Annotated in this window: 11 protein-coding genes; 3 read left to right on the top strand and 8 right to left on the bottom strand. The window is 57.5% G+C overall.

From position 1 onward, the window contains the following. Positions 1-64 precede the first annotated feature (64 nt). Positions 65-2,248, top strand: a complete 2,184-nt coding sequence (locus ACAW75_RS00565; protein WP_370726709.1) for an alpha-amylase family protein — start codon at positions 65-67, stop codon at positions 2,246-2,248. Between the two features lie 261 nt (positions 2,249-2,509). Beyond that, positions 2,510-4,276: an L-lactate permease gene (locus ACAW75_RS00570; RefSeq protein ID WP_370726710.1), complete on the top strand. Its 1,767-nt coding sequence runs from the start codon at positions 2,510-2,512 to the stop codon at positions 4,274-4,276. 16 nt (positions 4,277-4,292) lie between these two features. Here the strand turns inward: ACAW75_RS00570 and ACAW75_RS00575 are convergent, their stop codons facing one another. Further along, positions 4,293-7,142 carry a glycosyl hydrolase gene (locus ACAW75_RS00575; RefSeq protein WP_370726711.1) on the bottom strand — a complete coding sequence of 950 codons (2,850 nt, stop codon included), beginning with the start codon at positions 7,140-7,142 and terminating at the stop codon, positions 4,293-4,295. Between the two features lie 45 nt (positions 7,143-7,187). Between ACAW75_RS00575 and ACAW75_RS00580 the strand changes: the two genes are divergently transcribed. Then, the gene (locus ACAW75_RS00580) at positions 7,188-7,664 is read left to right on the top strand and encodes a Uma2 family endonuclease (protein ID WP_370726712.1); all 477 of its coding nucleotides are present in this window, start codon (positions 7,188-7,190) and stop codon (positions 7,662-7,664) included. A 6-nt stretch (positions 7,665-7,670) separates the two neighbouring features. On the opposite strand, the gene ACAW75_RS00585 is transcribed toward ACAW75_RS00580, so the two are convergent. From ACAW75_RS00585 to ACAW75_RS00615, 7 genes are all read right to left on the bottom strand, one after another. Beyond that, the gene (locus tag ACAW75_RS00585; protein WP_370726713.1) at positions 7,671-8,825 is read right to left on the bottom strand and encodes a glycoside hydrolase family 88/105 protein; all 1,155 of its coding nucleotides are present in this window, start codon (positions 8,823-8,825) and stop codon (positions 7,671-7,673) included. A gap of 180 nt (positions 8,826-9,005) precedes the next feature. Next, entirely contained in the window at positions 9,006-9,794 is a 789-nt protein-coding gene (locus tag ACAW75_RS00590; protein WP_370726714.1) for a rhamnogalacturonan acetylesterase, read from the bottom strand. Positions 9,795-9,859: 65 nt separating this feature from the next. Then, positions 9,860-11,749, bottom strand: a complete 1,890-nt coding sequence (locus tag ACAW75_RS00595) for a rhamnogalacturonan lyase (protein ID WP_370726715.1) — start codon at positions 11,747-11,749, stop codon at positions 9,860-9,862. Further along, positions 11,746-13,134 carry an arylsulfatase gene (locus tag ACAW75_RS00600; RefSeq protein ID WP_370726716.1) on the bottom strand — a complete coding sequence of 463 codons (1,389 nt, stop codon included), beginning with the start codon at positions 13,132-13,134 and terminating at the stop codon, positions 11,746-11,748. Before ACAW75_RS00600 ends, ACAW75_RS00595 begins: the two co-directional genes overlap by 4 nt. A 131-nt stretch (positions 13,135-13,265) precedes the next feature. After that, entirely contained in the window at positions 13,266-14,681 is a 1,416-nt protein-coding gene (locus ACAW75_RS00605; RefSeq protein WP_370726717.1) for a rhamnogalacturonan acetylesterase, read from the bottom strand. 120 nt (positions 14,682-14,801) lie between these two features. Next, positions 14,802-16,157 (bottom strand): glycoside hydrolase family 88/105 protein, encoded by a 1,356-nt coding sequence (locus ACAW75_RS00610; protein WP_370726718.1) that lies wholly within the window; start codon positions 16,155-16,157, stop codon positions 14,802-14,804. Between the two features lie 109 nt (positions 16,158-16,266). Beyond that, positions 16,267-19,950 carry a DUF4450 domain-containing protein gene (locus ACAW75_RS00615; protein WP_370726719.1) on the bottom strand — a complete coding sequence of 1,228 codons (3,684 nt, stop codon included), beginning with the start codon at positions 19,948-19,950 and terminating at the stop codon, positions 16,267-16,269. Positions 19,951-19,962 lie beyond the last annotated feature (12 nt).

The raw sequence follows: 19,962 nt of genomic DNA on the forward strand, positions 1-19,962 counted from the left end.
TGACGGGTAAAAATCAGCCACATATAGCTTGGTTCAGGTACGTTCCTCTACCTATCCCGGCTTCATGCAACGAAGAGCCTTTGTTAAGACTACCGGACTGATGGGCAGCGCCTTTACGCTGGCTGGCCCATCAGCGTTGGCGTCATCCCGTTCCGCCATTGACCAGTCGGTCCCAGCGTCGCCCTACTGGCTCGATGGCCCCATGCGGTGGGCACAACTCGCCTTCGTAGAGCGTGACCCCGGTCATTACGATCCCGATTTCTGGCTGGCTTATTTCAAGCGTATTCACGCCGACGGAGCCCTCCTGAGTGCCGGGGGCGTTGTTGCGTTTTACCCGACCGCCATTCCGCTCCATCACCGAAGCGATTTCCTGGGCAACGCCGACACGCTGGGCTACCTGGTCGACGGCTGCAGAAAGCTGGGCATGACGATCATGCTCCGTACCGATCCGCACGCCGCCCGGCAGGATGTATACGATGCCCACCCCGACTGGATTGCCGTAACGGCCGACGGGCAAAAGCGGCGGCACTGGGCCAATCCGGCGTTGTGGGTAACCTGTGCACTGGGGCCGTACAATGCCGAGTTCATGACCCGGGTAAATCGGGAGATCATGGAGCGCTACCAGCCTGAAGGCATTTTCTCGAACCGCTGGGCGGGTCACGATATCTGTTACTGCGAACATTGCACCCGTAATTTCAACACGGCTACGGGCCTGGCGCTGCCCCAAAAAAGCGACCGGCTCGACCCCACCTATCGGAAATGGGCCGACTGGCGCATGAACCGATTGCGGGGTGTATGGGCCCTTTGGGATTCGGAAATCCGTAAGCAAAAACCAACATCCCGCTTCATTCCCAATGGGTTTCCTGACAAAATTGTGACGGGTCGCGAAGCCGATCTATTCTTTGCCGATCAGCAGGCCCGGCGCGGCCTGATGGCGCCCTGGGCCAATGGAAAAGGCGCGAAAGAGCTGCGCTCAACGCTCGGCATGAAGCCGCTGATCGGTATTTTCAGCGTGGGTATCGAAGAAGAATTTCGCTGGAAAGATTCGGTACAGAGCGATGCCGAGATTCGGATCTGGGTAGCCGAAGGAACCGCCAATGGCATGCGGCCCTGCTTCGTGAAATTCGGCGGCGACATTTACGATAAACGCTGGATGGAGGCCGTAGCGAAGTTGTACGACGGGTATCACCGCAACGAAACGTACCTGCGAAACACCGCGTCGATGGCCCGCGTGGGCGTGGTGTATTCCGAGCAGACCGACCGCAACTACGGCGGCAAGCCCTGGCAGCAGAAAAGCGGTGACCATCTGGACGGCATCTACCACACGCTGGTCGAAAGCCGGATTCCGTTCGATATGGTAAACGACCGCCTGCTAACGCCCGATGACCTGAGCCGATTCAAGCTCCTGATCCTTCCCAACGTTGCCGCGCTGTCTAATGCGCAGTGCAGGCAGTTGCAGGCCTTTGTCGATCAGGGCGGCAGTTTGGTAGCCACCTTCGAAACCTCGCTGTATGACGAAGAAGGTAAGCCACGCCCTGATTTCGGGTTGGCTGGCCTGTTTGGTGTTTCGTATGCCGGGCAGGTGGAAGGGCCCATGCGGAACAGCTACCTGCATTTGCGGCACGATACCAAAAACAGCCAAACCAGCCAGGTTTTACAGGGGCTGAGCGATACACCGCGCCTCATCAACGCTGTTTACAAAGTCGATGTAAAGCCCACAGGTACGTTCCCCAGCCCCGTTACGCTGATTCCAACGTACCCGGATCTGCCTATGGAAGATGTGTATCCACGCGTGGCCGAAACCGACACGCGGGAGCTATACCTGCGGCAGGTTGGCAAGGGCCGCGTGGCCTATATCCCCGGCGATCTGGACCGGTCTTTCTGGCAGTTGATGACTACTGATCATGGCCAGTTGCTGGGCAATATCATTCGTTGGGCGCTCGATGAAGAACCCATTGCCACCGTAACGGGGCCGGGCGTGATCGACGTCAACGTGTGGCGGCAGGCGACCTCAATGACGGTGCATCTGGTCAACCTGACCAATCCGATGCTGCTGAAAGGGCCTTTCCGCGAACTGATTCCGGTGGCTGCCCAGGTGACTGTTCGGGTCCCGGCCGGTGCGAACGTGAAAGGCGTCAAGCTGCTCATGAGCGGGCAGAAACTGGCGTTTGCTGTGAAAGATGGCCACGTATCGGTGAACGTACCCAGCATCCTCGACCACGAAATCGTCGCGCTCGATTTGGTGTGATTGCCGTTGCGGCGGTACAGTGTATTTCTGACGCGTCAAATCGTTGTCGCTTGCCTGTGGCGAGTGACCGGTATCTGTAGGGCCTCGGGCCAGCTGGCAGCCAATGAAACGGATAGTCAGCTAACGTCCATAGGAAGTAACCACCGGGCCAGAGGCCCTATTATTAAAGGTCACTCGCCACAGGCAAGCGACAGCGAGGATCGCGAAGCAACAGTAAACCGGGCCGCCGGGGCGGGCAAACAGTAAACTGAAAACTCTTTTATGATCTGGAAACAAGTCATCGATCCGTTCAACAACCTCACGCTATCGGTACTGATGGCATTGGTACCGATCCTGTTTATTTTCTGGGCGCTGATCATCCGACGAATGAAAGGCTATCAGGCCAGTCTGATCGCCATGGGCATTGCCATGCTGATTGCCGTAACGGTATACGGAATGCCGGTGAAGCTGGCGGTACTGTCGGCGGTGCATGGCGCGTTGTATGGCCTGTTCCCGATCTGCTGGCTGGTGATCATGGCCGTTTTTCTGTTCAACCTCACCGTGAAGAGCGGGCAGTTCGAGATCATCAAGCACGTTATGGCCTCGATCACCGCCGACCGTCGGTTGCAGGCGTTGCTCATCGCCTTCTCGTTTGGTTCTTTTCTGGAGGGAACAGCCGGTTTTGGTGCGCCCGTTGCCATTACGGCGGCCATGCTGGTGGGGCTTGGCTTCAACCCGCTCTACGCCTCGGGTATCTGCCTGATCGCCAACACGGCCCCGGTCGCCTTCGGCTCCATCGGTATTCCCATCACGGTGGCCTCACAGGTGTCAGGCATCCCCGAAATGCCAATCTCGCAGATGGTGGGCCGCACACTGCCGATCCTGTCGGTGCTGTTGCCATTCTACCTGGTAAGCCTTATTGCCGGGGTTCGAAAAGCGTGGGAAGTGGGTCCGGCAGTGCTGGTGTCGGGGCTGTCGTTTGCGCTGCTGCAATACGCGTCGGCTAATTTCCTTGGCCCCGCCCTGCCCGATGTCATTGCCGGTCTGGGGTCGATCATCTCCCTGATGATTTTCCTGCGCTTCTGGAAACCCCGTACCATCTGGCGATTTTCTAACGAACCCGCCGCTACCTTAAGCACCGACACTAGCTATACCACTGGCCAGGTTATCCGGGCCTGGTCACCCTTTATCGTTCTGACCATCATCATTATTGCCTGGGGCCTGCAACCCATTAAAGATGTGCTGAACGCGACAGGCATGGTGCAGTTCGCGTTTCCCGGTCTGCATAACGCCATTATTGGCGGCGAAGGGAAACCGCTGGCCAAGCTGTTCAAGATAAACTACCTCGCTGCCGCCGGAACAGCCATTCTCCTGGCCGCGCTCATCGCCATTCCGCTGGTGGGCTTGACCTACCGCGAAGGAGCCAGGGTATTCGGCGCTACGCTGAATCAGCTAAAGTTTCCGATCCTGACCGTGGCGGCGGTGCTGGGGTTCGCCTACATCGTCAATGATTCGGGTATAACCCTTACGCTGGCAGCGGTACTGGCCAATACGGGCGTTCTGTTTCCGTTTTTTGCGCCCGTATTGGGCTGGCTGGGCGTGTTCATTACCGGGTCCGACACGTCGGCCAATGCCCTGTTCAGCAAACTGCAATACGCCACGGCGCAATCGATCGGGGTTGATCCGGTGGTGACGGTGGCGGCCAACGTGTCGGGCGGGGTGGTTGGGAAAATGATTTCGCCGCAGTCAATTGCCGTGGCCGCCGCTGCCGGAAATTTGGTGGGTCAGGAGTCGCAGCTGTTCCGGTTTACGGTGAAACACAGCTTCGTCATGCTACTACTAATCTGTTTCATCACCCTGGCGCAGGCCTACGCGATCAAGTGGATCATTCCCGTTTACGAGACTGTCGGCAACACGAAATCGGTAGCCGCTGCCGATTTCGTAAGCGGGTATACGTACCTGATCGGGCTAGCTGTTTTACTTGCTCTGTTCTCGCTGACAATAAGGACATTCAGACAGAAGCGCGGCCAGCACAGCCCAATCAGGTAGGTATGTGCCAACACACTTAATCGGGCATCGGCACAACACCCAGCGGGGTCATGGTTACCGGCCCCAGCAAACCAGAAGGTTTTAGGTCCCAGTTTTCGGCCGTGAAATTCCCGTCGGCACCCCGGTCTTCTTTCAGGCGGGCCGACATGTTGATGTTATAGAACTTCTTCCAGACAACATGGTTCTTGTCCATGTCGATGATGCGGTTGGCCATGCTGTTCGAGACGGTTACCACCAGCGTATTGGTCGCTTTCATCGCCGACTTCGGAACCGTCACCTGATACACCGGACCGACTAACGTACCCAGCGTCATGCCGTTGAGCTGTACCTGTGCGCTTTCGGCCACGCCGCCCAGATCAAGCAGGTAGTTTGAAGCCCCGCCCGTTGGCATCGGGAACGTGATCGAATAGGCGGCAGTGCCCGAGAACTTCTTCACGGCGTCGCCCTCCAGTTTCGTCCATGAACCGAGGTCAGTTGTCTGAACCGGCGCGGGTAATTCAGGGCCACCTTTCGTGAAGTTGATCGTCCAGGTACCGGTGATTGGCTGGGCGGGGCCGGTCGCTTTCCGGTACGCGTAGGCTGGGCCCCTAACGGCCGTGGTGGTCAGGTCCAGTAGGCACGATTCACCGGGGGCCAGTTGCAGATACACTTCGCTGCCCGTGCTCGTTGCCCGAATGGAGGCCATACCGGTTTGGCCTGTCATTGGGTTATATAAGGCTGCCGACTTGGCGCCAGCCTGGACTGGCACCCACCCGTCGGTGGCTTTTTCGCCCCAGTTGGCAATGAAGTAGTAGTACCCGGTTTTGGTGGCCCGGCGAATGCACTGCAAGCCGTTGTCCAGCATCGTTTCGCGATTGACACCCGCCGCTACCAGCAGCTGGTCCACGTTTTTACCCGTCAGGATCTGCCCTTTCCCATTAACTTCTGCCCGTTGCACTTCCTTTGTATTCGTGAACGTCAGGCCAGCCAGCAGGTTTTTGAACGTGGCCCGGCGCCCATCAAGAGCACCCATTCCGTTCACATCTTCCGGCAGGCCACCCGCAAAAACAACGGTTGCCCCGTTCTGGGCCAGCTTTATCAGTTGTTGCAACGTACCCAGCGGCATGTACTTCGATTCCGGCACCAGAATCGTTTGGTAGGAAACGCCGCCGGTTTGCAATTTTCCGCCAGCCGTGGTTACGCCAAGTAGTTGCTTGTCGGAAATGAAGTCGAATGCGTAGCCTTTTGCCAGCATCGATTCGGTTTGCTCCTCCACTGGCAGTCCTTTAAACCCGTGATCGATGCCATCGAAATGTTGCAGGAGCACCTTGCCGGGGCGGGTGTAGGCGTCGTAGATGGGCAGGTACACCAGCACATCGTTGTCGGGCTTACCGGCTTGCAAAAATGACTGACAACGTGCTACGTAGGTGTTCAACTGGCCGAAATCAGTCCAGAAACTGTTGTTGGGGTTAAAATGCACCGCGGCGTAGAACAGCCAGCCTGGCCAGGCGGCGCTTTGGGGCGAGTAGTTGGTGCCGTGGTAGAACGTATGGTTCACGCCACCCAGCAGAAAGCGATCCATGTCTTTTTTGATATCGCTCAGTTTCGACAGGAAATGCTCGTTATCCCAGGTCGCCGACTCCGACGAGGCCAGTTGTTTGCCCATCACGTGTGCCGCCGACGAGGCAAACTTGATGCGCAACAGCTCCGTTCCCTCAATTTCGGGAATGTCGGTGATCGCGTACAGATCGAGGATATTGGCGGGCGATCCGTGCGCCTGATTCCGAATCAGCTTGCCCCTTCGCTTCGCCCAGGTGCTCCAGGTTTTGGTGTAGTTTTCGAGCAACAACTCCGAGATGGTTTCGCGGTAATCGCTCAGTACGCGTTTATTCGTTTCGTCACTGTCTTTACCAAACAGCGCGGGTAACTGGGTTTTCAGATCGTAGCCGCGCCGCTTGCTGAACTCGGCAAACATGTTCGGCGTCCAGTTGCCTTCGCCCGAAGCATCATCTACTTCGTACGAATCGTTGAAGAACGCCCGTAATGCTGTCAGGTTATAGCCTTTGAACGCCTGGTCGAACCGTTGTAGGTAGTGGTCAGTGGCCGTTTTGGAAAAGTGGTCGATCACGTCGCCCTCCCCGCCGGGACCAGCCCGTTCGACCTGCTTGCCGTGCCAGCCTTCAAAAACGGCGAATAGGGTCCACTTGCCTTCGGGAGCCACCCAGTTCAACGTACCTGACTTATCCACACGGTTGGTCAGTTCGATGGGTTCCCCCTTGTCGGAGTAGGCCATCAGGCTTTGCAGCGGCAGCGGCTTCTCGAAACGTACCTGATCGAAGGCGTGCAATTGCAGATCAGGGTTCTTCGCAATCGGATCGACCAGCTTTTTGATGTCGATCGGTTCGCCCACCACCCGCAGCAGCGGCTTCTGCATGTAGCTGACCGACTCCTTCAGCGATTCGCCCCCTTTTACCGTGTAGGAATTGTAGGCCACGTATTTGCAGGCATCTGTCGGCGTTACCCACGGCCCGCCAAACGGCCAGCCCGACGCCTGCGCCAGATCGACGCCCATGCCCAGCCGCTGTGCTTCGGTCAGCGTGTGTGTCAGGCGATCCATCCATTTCGGCGACAGAAAGTTAATGAACTGCTTCTCCTCCCCTTTTACGCCGTAGATCGGAGTGATCTCAACGCCGCCCAAGCCCGCTTTCTGGTATTGCTCCAGCAGGCGCGTGAGGTCTTTGTCGTTTACGGCGCTGCCCATCCACCACCAACGCGTCCAGGGCTTGGCCTGCTGGGTAATGGTCGGCCATTTCGGCTGACTGTAAGCAACTTGCGGACCACTCAACCCGGCTAGAGCTACCAGGGCTGGGAGTATGTATTTCCTCATGAACTATTCCTGATTTTGGTATCTTTGTTAAAACCGCTCTTGCTTATGGAAACGATTGTTGCTCTGCCCCCTTACGATTACGAAGCAGACCGCCGTAAACCCATGCCAAGTAAGAACCACGCTATTATTCAGATGCGGATCAGTGGCAGCTTATTCAGCCGTTATTCCAGCCGATTCACTATTCTGCCCGAAATCCGTGTCGAGATCAACGACGCCGCTTATACACCCGACATTTGTATCTATCCGCTGCTCACCTTCGATAGTCGCCAAGATGAAGTTCGGATGACCGAATTACCGTTAACGGCTGTTGACATTTTGTCGCCAACGCAGGCAGTCGATGAGCTGATGGCCAAATTCGAAGTGTACTTTAAAGCGGGCGTTGGTTCGGGGTGGCTGGTACAACCGTCGCTGCAAACTATTTTTCTACTTACGCCCGACGGCAAGATCGTACCCTTCCACAACGAAACCCTCATTGACCCAACTACGGGCGTTGAACTCAACCTGACCGAGGTTTTTCAGTAAGCCCCGTTACTTCAGTTTATACACTTCGGCGCCAGCGAGCAGGAAGCAGCCGAGGCCGTAATCGTCGAAATCGGGTTTGCTGGTAAACGTTACCGGCTGGCCTTCCTTTGGTTCTTTCCCCGTTCCCTGCACCCAGCCTAATCGACCGTCGGTGTCGACGCTCTCGGTGGCCATCGCGTTCCAGCCTTTAGCTACAATGGGCGCGTACACTTTTTTGTCGAGCAGGCCGGTACGCATTCCCCAGGCCATACCGTATACAAACAGAGCAGTGCCGGTCATTTCTTTACCCCCGTAATTGGTCGGATCGTGCAAACTCACGTTCCAGTAGCCGTCTGGGCGTTGTAACGGTGCCAGCGCCTTCATCATCGCCAGGTACGTTTGCTGGTATTCAGCACGGTGGGGGGCGTCTTTCGGCATAATCTCAAGTACCTTCACCAGGGCCGCTACCACCCAGCCGTTTCCCCGCGACCAGTAGCAGTCTTCGCCGTTCGGTTCTTTGTAGGGCGGCACAAAATCTTTGTCGCGCCACCACAGCCCGTCTTTCGGATTATACAGGCCCTGACCGCCGTGCTTCGTTTTCGAGTACAGGTAAATCTGGTACATCTTCTCGTAGTAAGCCGGATTCTTATAGATCACCCCCAGTTTGGCAAACACCGGCATGGCCATTTGCAGCGCATCGATCCAGTTCCAGTCATCGACTTTGGAACTAGCCACCATCGAATCAATCGACGCTTTGATGTCGTGGATCCGTTGCGGTTGCCGCTGGCCAGATTGGTCGATCAGGTACAGGTCGATGTAGGTCTGGCCACAGCACTGATCATCGGCGTTGCGGGTTTTGATGCCGCTCCGCATACCCCAGTTGTGCTTCATACCCCAGTCGACGGCGTAGTCGTAATAGCGTTTCTGTTTGTCGGTCTCATAGAGCGCCATCAGGCCTTCGTAATACACGGCGCGTGTCCAGATGTGGCTGGGGCGCGTTTTGTTGGTGACGATTTCCTTGCCGGTATCGGGCCACTTCGCCATGAAGTAGTCATTGGCCAGCGTCATTTTGGCCAGGATATCCTTTCTGGGCGGCAGCTTCTGTGCGTTAACCGCCAGCGCTATTGTCAGCAACAGGGCAATGCCGGGTACGTTACGAAGGAACAGTGCGGTATTTTTCATCAGTTAAGAATTGACCAGGAATAGAATAAGCCTAACAAAGAGGTAAAGAAGGTTGCTATGCATGACATATGCCTCCTGAACTCTCCTGCTAGGCGGAGAAAGATGTAGTTAGTTGGTTCACTCGTCAATTTGCTGTCGCCTGGCCCCGCAGCGCGAAGCACCTCGCCGCGTAAAGCTCCCTTACAACTTCACCACATACTTATTGAGCGGGCAGTCTTTCAGTTGCTGGAGGCCTTCCACGACAGCGGCGGCGTTGTAGTTGGCACCGTTGTAGTTGGTATGCGTATGGTCGCCGGGGAAGAAGTCGGTTTTCAGTTTGGCTTCATCGTAGCCGGCTTCGTATTTCCTGGCAATGATCTCGTTCAGGTCGATGAAATAGGCGCCGCCCGCCGTGGCTGCTTCGGCCGCCCATTTGCCGTAGCTGCCCGATCCCCGTTCTACTTTACCCGCTTTCCAGACGTTACGCGGCACCAGCGAACACACGATCGGTGTGGCTCCTTTCGCCTTCGTATCGGCAATGTATTTCTTCATGTACCAGCCAAACGAGTGTACCACCTCATGCTTTTTGGTCAGCAGGTTGTCGATTTCCTGCGTTTCGTCGCCCATGCCTTTGATCGAACCCCGGGCGCGGGTGGTGTCGTTGATCGCCCCGCCATCATTATGGCCAAACTGCATGATCACGAAATCGCCGGGAGCCAACCGGGCCATGATCTTATCCCAGCGCCCCTCGGTCAGAAAGGTACGGCTGCTGCGCCCACCGATGGCGTGGTTTTCGATGTGAATACGCGTCGTGTCGAAATGGGCGGGAATCAGACTTCCCCAGCCCCACAGGCCATCTGTTCCTTTCCCGGAGCCGTTCCGAACGGTGGAGTCACCAATGATGTACAGCGTTGGGCGCGGTGCCTGCATCGCCGCGATGCCGGCCAGGGCAACAAGGGCGAACAGGATTAATTTGAGGTACGTTTTCATGTCGATTTTTGATGGAGGTTTAATGGATAATGTCAGGGGCAGTTTAAGCATACACAACACCCGACTCACTTCAACGTCGTTATAATATTCGGCTTCGGCGGTGTTTTCATGCCTGCGCCAATGTGGAAACTGGTATGGGGCGGCTGGTTGTAGCCGACGTTCTGCCAGGCGATGCTCAGGCGGTATTGTGGGTCGTGCATAAGCGTGTATAGCCGATATTCCGTTGGAATAGTCGTGGTGTAGATGCGCAGGCTTTTGCCATCGTTGGCTCTGAAGATCACCTCCTCGCGCCAGTCACCAAAAAGATCGGCGCTGAGGGTGGGCGTTGATTTGGTGCCGTTGTTCGATGAGCAATCGGTGGCGGTGAGCAGCCGGATAGCCGGAGCGCCGTTCTGGTATTTGTCGATATGGTTGCCATCCAGCAACTCGCGGCTCAGATCACCATCCCACCAGCAAAGGAAATTCGTCGAGGGCGGGCTGCTGCCAATGCGCTTTCCCTTAGCGTCGTATAGCCCATCGCTACCCGACCACCACATCTCGCCGCCGGGATTATCGGGGTCAATATCATCGGCTACCCCGCGCCCGACGTCTTTTCCGGGGAACGTACCCCAGATGATGTCGCCCGTTCGGGCATCGTAGAGCGCCGCGCCATAGCCATTTTCGTAACCGGGAACAGGCTCTTCGTTCTCGTGAATCCCCCAGGCTTCCAGGCCGGGGCGGGTAGGGTCGAGATCGGTGACGTGCAGGGCGTCGCCGTGCCGAAGTTTGGTCGTAAACAGGCCTTTACCCGTGTCATCGACTACCATCGAGCCATACACGATTTCGTCTTTCCCGTCGGCGTCTACATCCGTAACAGTCAGGTTATGGTTACCCATGCCCGAAAAGCCGGGCAGGTCTTTTGAATCGAACACCCAGCGCGACGTCAGTTTGCCGCCCCGCCAGTCCCAGGCGGCCAGTACGGTGCGGCCGTAATAGCCTCGGCACATCACCACACTGGGCCGTTGGCCATCGAGGTACGCTACGCAGGCCAGAAACCGGTCAACCCGGTTGCCGTTGTTATCGGTGCCGCCGTTGCCGCCAATACCGCCCCAGCCGTCGGTTGGGTAGCGCGAAGGAATGTAATCGGTAGTGGCCAGGGCCGCGCCCGTTTTTCCGTCGAAAATGGTGAAAAATTCAGGCCCGTCCAGAATCTTGCCGTCGGCACGTACCCAGTGTTTCGTCGAATCGCCGATGACTTTACCGACTCCGTCAATCGTACCATCAGCGGTTTTGCAGGCTACTTCGGCCCGGCCATCGCCATCGAGGTCGTACACCATGAACTGCGTGTAGTGTGCCCCTTCGCGAATGTTTTTGCCGAGGTTGATGCGCCAGAGCAGCGTACCATCCAGCTTATAGCCCTCCAGCACCGGGGCATCCGTTAATCCCGCCTGTCCGTTATCCCGACCCCGCCCGGTCTGGTGCAGCACCAGATCATAATTGCCGTCGCCATCCAGATCCGCAGCCGATGCATCGTTGGGCGTATACCCGGCGGGCGTTTGCAACGGAAGCGTCAGGTAAGGCTGCGCCGGTACAGCCTGCTCCACTCCGGCAGGGTTGGCCCCAAGTGTGAACGGTTGACTGGCAGGTTGCTCCCGGCCGTTCAGCACCGCCTTTACCACGTAACTCGTCGACTGACTCAGGTCAACGCCCTGATCGACGAAGTTGGTGCTTTGGGTAATCGGCTGGCCGTTGAGCTTCAGCGCCTTACCACTGCCTGTGGCCCGGTACAGGTTGAAACCCAGGTCGGCGGGTTCGGTGCCCAGCAGTCGCCAGCCAACGTACACCTTGCCGTTGCCCTGACTAATGGCGATAACGCCCCGACTCAGGTTTTCCATCAGTCGCTGGGCGGTGGCCTGCCTACCGCTGACCAGCACTAGGCAGGCGATTGCGACCAGGTGCTTTCTCCAGTTTTTCATCGTTGCGTTGTTTGTGCGCCCGGTACCGGCCAGTAGCTCGACTCGCGGTGCGCCTGTTGCATCAGGGTAATTAGTTGCTGCACCAGTTTCGGCTCCGTAGCCGCCCGGTTGGTCTTCTCCTGCCCATCGCGGCTCAGGTCATACAGCTCGACGGGCTGGCTGACGCTGTTGCGAACGGCTTTCCAGTTGTTCCAGCGCAGAGCCTGCTTCATGTCGCCGACCTGGCTGTCTTCGAGATGGAACTCCCAATACAGGGTGCGGCCGGGTTGAGCCGCCATCTTGCCGCCGGTTAGCAACGGGAGTATAGACTGCCCATCGGTCGTTATCGGCTTTTTATAACCGGTCAGCGCCGCAAACGTGGGCATGAAATCCCAGAAGGCAACCGGGTACGTGCTGGTTGTGCCCGGTTTGACGTGGTTCGGCCAGCTAACGATCATCGGCTCACGTAATCCGCCTTCATACATCTCGCGTTTGATGCCACGCAACCCACCCGAGCTATTGAAAAACGCCGCGTTGAACGCCGGGCTATCAGGGCCACTAGCCGCCAGCGTGGCGGGGCCGTTGTCGCTGGTAAAGACGATCAGCGTGTTATCATCGAGCTTCAGTTGTTTCAGCAGCTTCCGCAACTCGCCTACCTGCTGATCGAGGTGGGTCACCATCGAGGCGTAGATTTTCTCGCCGTCGGGCCAGTCTTTACCGGCGTACTGCGGCTTCACGGCGAGCTGGTATTTATCGTGCGGCAGCGTCGTGGCGAAGAAGAGGAAGAAGGGTTGCGTTGTATGCCCCTGCACGAAGGATTTCAGCTTACCGAAGCACCAGTCGGCCGTATATGTGCCTTTTTTACCGCCGCCGTTTTCGGGCAACTGCACAACGGATTCGTTCAGGTCGAGGTGATCGGTGTAGTAATCGTGGGCGTGGTTCTGGTCGAGGTAACCGGCAAATTCATCGAATCCCTGTTTGTTGGGTGTGCCACTGGAGCCTTTGGTGCCCAACCCCCATTTCCCGAAAATACCCGTGGCATAGCCCTGCGCCCTGAACAGTTCAGCCATGGTAAAGATGCTGTCGGGATACGAGATCCGGCTGCGGTTCGGACCATAGTTGCCCCGGATGTAGGTATGTCCGGTATGCTGGCCGGTCATCAGCGAACTGCGCGAGGGCGAACAAACCGACGTACCGGCATAGGCCTGCGTGAAGCGCATCCCATCTTTCGCCAACTGGTCAATATTGGGCGTTTGAATCTGCTTCTGTCCATAACAGCCCAAGTCTCCGTAGCCCATATCATCGGCCAGAATGAAGATCACGTTGGGCTTTTTCTCAGCTGGTTGAAACCGAACGGCAGCTACGCAGATGGCTAGCAGGAGAAAGAGAAAGAGGCGTTGTTTCATGTACGCTTTTGTTGGCTCGGGGAGTGTGGGTTGCTTTTTTGTCATCCCGACGGCAGGAGGGATCTTGAGTTTTCTTGAAATTAAGGTTGAGTTGCCCTCAAGATCCCTCCTGCCGTCGGGATGACAAAAAATCAATTCCCATCTGGTTTAACGGCGGTGATCATTGGGCTTAGCGGCCAGTTCCAGGTGGCCAGCGGGTCGGGCCGGGCGGGGTTGAACGTACCCAGATCGGTCAGCAGCGATCTGGCCAGTTCAGGTACGTTCGCCCGAATGCCTTCGGCTATGCAGCGGGCGATTTCGTAGGCACCGTAGGTGCTGAAATGGGTGTTGTCTTTCAGGGCCTCCGTTTGGCCGGAAAACGAGTTGGCGGGGTAATGCACAAAGGCCTTCAGCGACATTTCTGGCCCCCAGCTTTCATACAGCACCTTGCTCATCGCGTTCAGATCGATCAGGGCCACGTTCTCTTCACGGGCGGTCTGGCGCATGGCCTCGGGGTAATCCCCCAGCGTGTTGGTAATGTGGCCGGTCGAGTCGAAGCTGCGGCGATGCATGGAGGTGACCAGTACCGGAATACCGCCCTTTCTGCGAGCTTCGCCAATGTATAGTTTCAGTTGCTCTTTGTAGGTCGTAAACGGGTCGACGTGTGCGCTGCCCTGCTTCTGGTCATTATGGGCAAACTCGACGAACAGGTAATCGCCGGGCTTCATCAGGCTCACGATCTTCTCCAGCCGTTTTTCACTGACGAAGCTTTTCAGCGCCTCACCCGATTCGGCATGGTTGGCAACGGCGACTTTACCGGCCTTGAAAAAGCGCGGAATCATCTGGCCCCAGGCCGCCCAGGGCTCGCGATCCTGATCGACAACGGTGGAGTTGCCAGCCAAAAAAATGGTCGTTGCCTTATCGTTACGATTCAGTTCAACAGCACATACTTTGGTGTTTGGGCCGTTAAATTCCAGCGTTAGCTGGTTATCCCAGTTCAGGTAGCCCAACTCGCGCGGTTTCAGCCGTACGCGCTGCTGGTCATTGATTTTTGGCGTTCGCACGTTGACGGTAAACGTGCGGGTCTCGAACTGCCCGGCTTTCGTCACGATCTGCCCGGTCATCAGCCGCCGCGATTCGGCCCGCACCATCGTTGCCGATTCGCCGCCCCGATCGCCCAGGGTAACCGTCACGTCGTAGTTCCCCTCAGGTACGTCGACGGTGAAGTAGAAGGGTTTATCGCTGGTGCAATAATCATCCGTCAACGCATTTCTGCCACCCCGATCAACGGCGGTAAGCTGCGCTTCCTTCGTCAAACCGTAGCCCAGTTCTTTAGTGTACTGTGTAGCAGGCAACACGGGAGTGTAACCCTTGGCCACCTTCCCCGACCCAAAATCAAACTTGTAACTGGCTGGAGTTTGGGCCAGCGCCACCGCCATTGTCAGGCTCAGGAGGCTGGTGATCAGGTGTCGTTTTTTCATGCGTTGGAAACCATGTAGCACCGAAGCTCCAGCTTCGGTAGTGGTAAACTGGTCCATGACGACCGAAGCTGGAGCTTCGGTCGTCATGGCTTCGCATTATGTGTTGCCACGGGCAAGCAACAACGTAGCGTGAGTGCCGTTTTGATAGTAAGCAACGCTTTTGTCATCCCGACGGAAGGAGGGATGACAAAAAAGGCGACCATTCATTCACCGTTTCTCCGTCAGTTGCAGCGAGCTGTCATTGATCTCGAAGGTCTTTTTCTTCAGCATATTGATCACTTCAGCGCCAGCCAGCAGCACCGGCCCATAGCTATGGGCGGCGTAGACGTTGATGGGGCGGTGGTAGTAAAACGCCGGGTCGAAACCCATACCGGTGCCTACGCAGGTACCTTCTACCAGGCCTTTGTCTGTCACTTTGGTCGATACGGCATTCCAGCCGAGCAGCGTCATGGGTGCATACGCCAGCGGGTCAATCCAGCCGCGATTGATGGCACGGGCGATTGAATAGACGTAGATCGCCGTGGCTGATGTTTCCAGATACGAGTCGTTCCGGTCGAGCAGTTGGTGCCAGAAACCAGACCCCGACTGGCAGGCCGCCAGGCCGCGAACGTGGGCGCGAAGCAGTTCGAGCAGAGCCGGGCGACCGGGGTGATTGTCGGGCAATACATCGAGCAGTTCAACGGCCGTCATCAGGCCCCAGCCGTTGGCGCGGGCCCAGTGAAACTCGGGGTGTACGCTCATGCCCTCGACCCAGCCGTGCATGTAGAGGCCCTTCTCCTTGTTGAACATCCGCTTCGAGAATTGCAGCACCTGTTTTACCGCCTCGTCGTAATAGGACTTCTCGCCGGTCAGCTTTCCCATCTGTGCCAGTGCGGGTACGCTCATGAACAGATCGTCGAGCCAGAGCGTGTTGGGCTGCGGCCGGTTACGGGCCAGCGTACCGTCGGTCAGGCGGTGCTCTTGCCTGGTGATGTAGTTCAGGTACGTGTCGATCTGCGGCCGGAAATCGGTCTTGACTTTTGCCGTCCGGGCCAATTTGATCATCGCCGCCGCCATGGCCCCGGCGTCGTCGAGGGCATGGGGCGCCAGCATGGCCCGGAGTGGCGTATTCGCTTTTGGATCAGCCGCCACCTGGTTCTTGAAATACGGGGTCACCGAGACCAGGAACGCCAGCCGCTTGTTGGTGTACTCAGCGTAACGCGGGTCGCCGGTAGCTTCACTGGCCAGCAGCATGCCAGCATAGGTAACGCCCCATTCGTAGCTGGTCAGCCGGTAATCGCCGGGCTTGATGATGGCATTCGGATTGAACGTACCCAGGTCGGTGATGGCCTTTCCCGTTGTTTTATCAACCAGTTCGGCGGGCGTGGTCGTGTCCAGGTACGTATATACCCGGTCGAGCACCTGCGTCACGTCTGCTACCTTCGGCTGCCCATACGGAACCGGGTAATCGGGTTTCAGCAGGTGCAGCGGCGTGGTGGAATCGTTGGCTTTGGGCGCATTCTGGGCGGTTACGGTTCCGCTGGTTAAAGCGAGGGCGGTTATAAAGAGGAAGGCTTGTTTCATGGTTGGTTGGGGGGCTTTGTCCTCCCTCCTGACGTTGGGATGACAAAAAACATGTCGAAAGATCAAAATCAATGTGGCGAACGCCATCCTGCGGTCTCCTGCTACTGGGTTATTCTCTAGCCAGCGTCAGGCTCATCAGGCCGATCACGACGTCGTTGGCGATGGTTTTCAAGGTAAGGCTTTTTAGCATTTTCGATGGATTTAGCGGCAGATCAAGCACCGTAGCGGCACCTCCGGCGATTGCTCGGCCATTGTATGTCTGTTTCGATTCCTCGCCCGATACGATCGCGCCCGTTTTCAGGTGGATGCGGATCGGGCGGGGCTGTTTTAGGGAGAAAGCGAAACCATCGGTGTAATACTCTTTTTCGATCGGCCACCACGTTTCGGGATTGCGTAACGCCAGACTGTCGCGGCTGCCGTCGGTGTAGGTGACCACCACCGCACCGTTGATGAACTGGCTCTGCATGGGGTTGGTCGATCCCGCCATCAGCAGCCACGCGTGCGATGAGTTGCCGGTGAGCGGAATCGTCTGCTGGCGCGGGTAATTGTCCCACTGCGACGTGAACAGGATGTTCTTCGCATCAGCGCTGCCGGGCGTATTGAACGGGATACCCTGTGGCAATACAATCTGGTTTGTCGACCCGGCCAGTCTCCGCAATCCACTATCGTCGATCTCGGGCCTTTCCAGCGGATGCGGCCAGTCGCCGATCCCCTGCCAGGGCAGTTGCAGCGTGGTCACCTGCGGGCGGGGCGACAGGTATTTGTTCCGAAAAAGCTGCGTCACCCGGTCATTGTAGTAACGCGACAGACCGACCGTCTCCAGCCGCTTATTCGTTCGGGCCGACCAGTCGATCAGGCGTTCGGTAACAATGGTGCCGTTGGGAAGCCGGATCGATACGTTGTTTGTGCCGGGTATCAGTGCTTCTTTTGGCACCGTGACTTCAGCCGACAACGTACCTGACGGCAGATCGAGCGGTTGGATAAAGTCGTTGATCTGTACCGTTGCTTTTGTAGCCACACCGGTGTTATTCTGAAGCCGGAACGCCGACCCACTAACGTCAGCTTCGCCGACAGCCCGCACCGTCACTGGTTTGTCGACCCGGAAGCAGAGGGGCATCCACCAGCTTAGATCGCCCTGTTTTACCTGCAAAAAAGCCGTGTATGTACCCGGTGCGGCCTTGATCTGCGCTGTTAATCCCTGCGCCCTGAGCTCAATGTTGCTCAGTACCTGTTGCGGGTCTTTCGCCGTCATTACCCTGGCCCCGGCAAAACGTGCAGATAGCAGTCGGCCCGTTGTATACGTTTGTTCAGGTACCGGCAACACGGGTTTGGCCCCGGCCCAGCTAAGTTCGATCCGATACGCGTCGGCAGGCAGCGCACCAATCTCGATCACCGGTTTTCCGACCGACGCCGATACGTTCGTCCAGGCAACTTGTTTACCGTTGACCGTTACCCGCTTCACCTGCCCCTGCGCAATGACCTGGAATTTCAGGTTGAGTTTCGTCGGAAAACTGGGGCGCAACAGGTACGTATCCGTTCGCCCTTCCCGCTTAAAATCGAAACTCAGGTCGGGAAGACTGATCGAGGCGTAGTGCCAGGCGGCGGGCAGGCCGGGGCGAATGGTCAGCGTCTTGTTCAGGGCGTCGGGCACAATACCAAACAGCCCTTCCACCAGCGCCCGCGAGAACATGCCAATGGGATCGGCAAAATCGCGGTAGGCCTCGCCACGGGTGGCGTCGTAATGCGAAATCTGAACAATGTTGCCGGGGCTGCCACCCAGGTACATCGACGCCAGCACTTCACTTTTAAAGAGCGTGAATGCCTCGTCGGTACGGCCCGCCTGCCAGTTGGCCAGTGCCGTGTGCATCGACTCGCCCAGTGCCACATTATTCAGCGACCAGGTGTAGGGCATCCAGCCTGAGGTGGAAATCGTGTAGTAATTGCCGTCATCGAGGCCAACGGCCCGGACGGGAATGTGCGGAATATCGGTGTCGATGTAGCGCACGCTTTGCCAGGCCTGAAACGCGTCGGGTACGTCGGAGTCGAGGCTATGGTAGATGGTCCAGATGGCGGGGGCAGGATGTACAAGCCGGTTGCCGAGCTGGTCTCTGAATTCGCCATATGTGCCCTTCGTGGGTAGCCACAACAGTGCATTCATTGCCCGTCGGATCTTCTCCGATTCGCGGCGGTACGGAAGCGGATCGTCGCCCAGCAACAAGGCAATCCGGGCTGCTTTTTGGTACGCCAGGCAGTTGTAGGCCGACGTGTGCGTAACCCCGCCCCCACTATATTGCAGCGCGTCGCTGGCCCAGATGGCGGCGTAGGCATCGTACAGCCCATCGCCATCGGGGTCAAAATGGCGGGTTTCCCAGGCGAGGTGCCGTTTCAGCACAGGCCACGTCTCCTTCACGAACGCCAGGTCACCGGTCCACTGGTAATGCCGCAGCAGCGCGTCGATGTACACCAGGTTCATGTCATAATGGTGTGCCCGCAGGTTTTTTCCGTTTGGGTCGCGACTGATGTAGCCGCTCGAGAACATACCGATACCCAGTTTCTCGGTGCTCCGCGCCAGGTGCATGGCGGTATCGGGTACGATCGGCCCCGCCGCCGGACTCGTCACCTGCGACGCCGCGTAGGCCGACAGGTGAGCGCGGGCGCGGTCGTGCCAGCCGAGCGGATCGGCGGTGTAGGGGCCACGCCAGCCATTCAGGCGCATCCGCCAGCCAATGGCTCCGTGCATATACGATGGCGACTCCCAAATGGCATCCGACGCAATAGCCAGTGCCCCGCCAATGGTGTTGAGGTACGGATCGGGCGTTTTTACTACCACCCGCCCGGCCAGCTGCGCCCGCTTCGTTTCGGCAGCCCGAAACACGTCAGCTACGGCGCCGTAGCTGATCATCGGTTGTGTGGCGGGGTTATAGATGGTCAGGTACGCGTCGGTCTCGGAAGTGATAGCCAGCCTGCCTACCAGCACAGGTGCCTTTTCGGGCGCCGACTGTTCCAGCGTCAGCGGCGACGTTAGTTTCGTGGCATCGCCAACGGTCAGGATCGAGGCGGGCGGGAACGTACCTGACAGGCGTTGCTCTTTACCGGGTTTGGCCGGTTGCTGGGCGTCTTCCACAAAATAGCGCCCATCGGGCCCAACTGGCTGGCCTGTTCCGTAGGTCAGCGAGAACGTACCTGAACTGATGGCGTAGCTGTTGTCTTTGCAGTTTTCGGGCTTCAGGTAAAAGTTCGATTCCGGGTCGGGTCCCATATCGCCATCGCGGGAGAATTTTTTGCCCGTAGCCCCGCCAAACGCCCAGATCAGCTCAACGGAGCCGGGTACGTTCTCGAACCGCGTCTTCAGCACAAGCCCTTCGCCGTCGGCCAGCGCCTGTATCGCCAACTCGCACTGCCCACCACTTAACAACGGGTCGCTGATCGTATACAGCCTGGCACCGGGCCGATAACGGGCGATGATCGTTTGCGCGTCGGTGAGCCACTTGCTTTGCCCGTCAACGACGATTCCGAGCCTGAGATTACCGCCCATACCGGGCATATACAGCGCAAACTCAGGCCGGTCACCGCTTTCAATTCTAAACGCGGTGTTGGTACCATAGAGGGCTCTGGTAAAAAGCCGGTTTCCGTTGGTAATAACAAAATCTGTCCCCTCCGGCCGGTACCGCAGTTCGCGCTGCTGGTTATGCCAGAGGGTGGCCGGCAGTTTAATCGGGTACAGTTCCTGCGAATAAGCCGGTTGCAACAGCACGAGCAACCCAAGGAGAATGCGTGGGATGTGGTTCGACATTTTGGGGCGGGG

Source organism: Fibrella arboris (assembly GCF_041321095.1).
Taxonomy (GTDB): Bacteria; Bacteroidota; Bacteroidia; order Cytophagales; family Spirosomataceae; genus Fibrella; species Fibrella arboris.

Bases quoted from the DNA above. Each gene is read 5' to 3' on its own strand.
- ACAW75_RS00565 (WP_370726709.1), top strand. From the start codon at position 65: ATGCAACGAAGAGCCTTTGTTAAGACTACCGGACTGATGGGCAGCGCC.
- ACAW75_RS00570 (WP_370726710.1), top strand. From the start codon at position 2,510: ATGATCTGGAAACAAGTCATCGATCCGTTCAACAACCTCACGCTATCG.
- ACAW75_RS00575 (WP_370726711.1), bottom strand. From the start codon at position 7,142: ATGAGGAAATACATACTCCCAGCCCTGGTAGCTCTAGCCGGGTTGAGT.
- ACAW75_RS00580 (WP_370726712.1), top strand. From the start codon at position 7,188: ATGGAAACGATTGTTGCTCTGCCCCCTTACGATTACGAAGCAGACCGC.
- ACAW75_RS00585 (WP_370726713.1), bottom strand. From the start codon at position 8,825: ATGAAAAATACCGCACTGTTCCTTCGTAACGTACCCGGCATTGCCCTG.
- ACAW75_RS00590 (WP_370726714.1), bottom strand. From the start codon at position 9,794: ATGAAAACGTACCTCAAATTAATCCTGTTCGCCCTTGTTGCCCTGGCC.
- ACAW75_RS00595 (WP_370726715.1), bottom strand. From the start codon at position 11,749: ATGAAAAACTGGAGAAAGCACCTGGTCGCAATCGCCTGCCTAGTGCTG.
- ACAW75_RS00600 (WP_370726716.1), bottom strand. From the start codon at position 13,134: ATGAAACAACGCCTCTTTCTCTTTCTCCTGCTAGCCATCTGCGTAGCT.
- ACAW75_RS00605 (WP_370726717.1), bottom strand. From the start codon at position 14,681: ATGACGACCGAAGCTCCAGCTTCGGTCGTCATGGACCAGTTTACCACT.
- ACAW75_RS00610 (WP_370726718.1), bottom strand. From the start codon at position 16,157: ATGAAACAAGCCTTCCTCTTTATAACCGCCCTCGCTTTAACCAGCGGA.
- ACAW75_RS00615 (WP_370726719.1), bottom strand. From the start codon at position 19,950: ATGTCGAACCACATCCCACGCATTCTCCTTGGGTTGCTCGTGCTGTTG.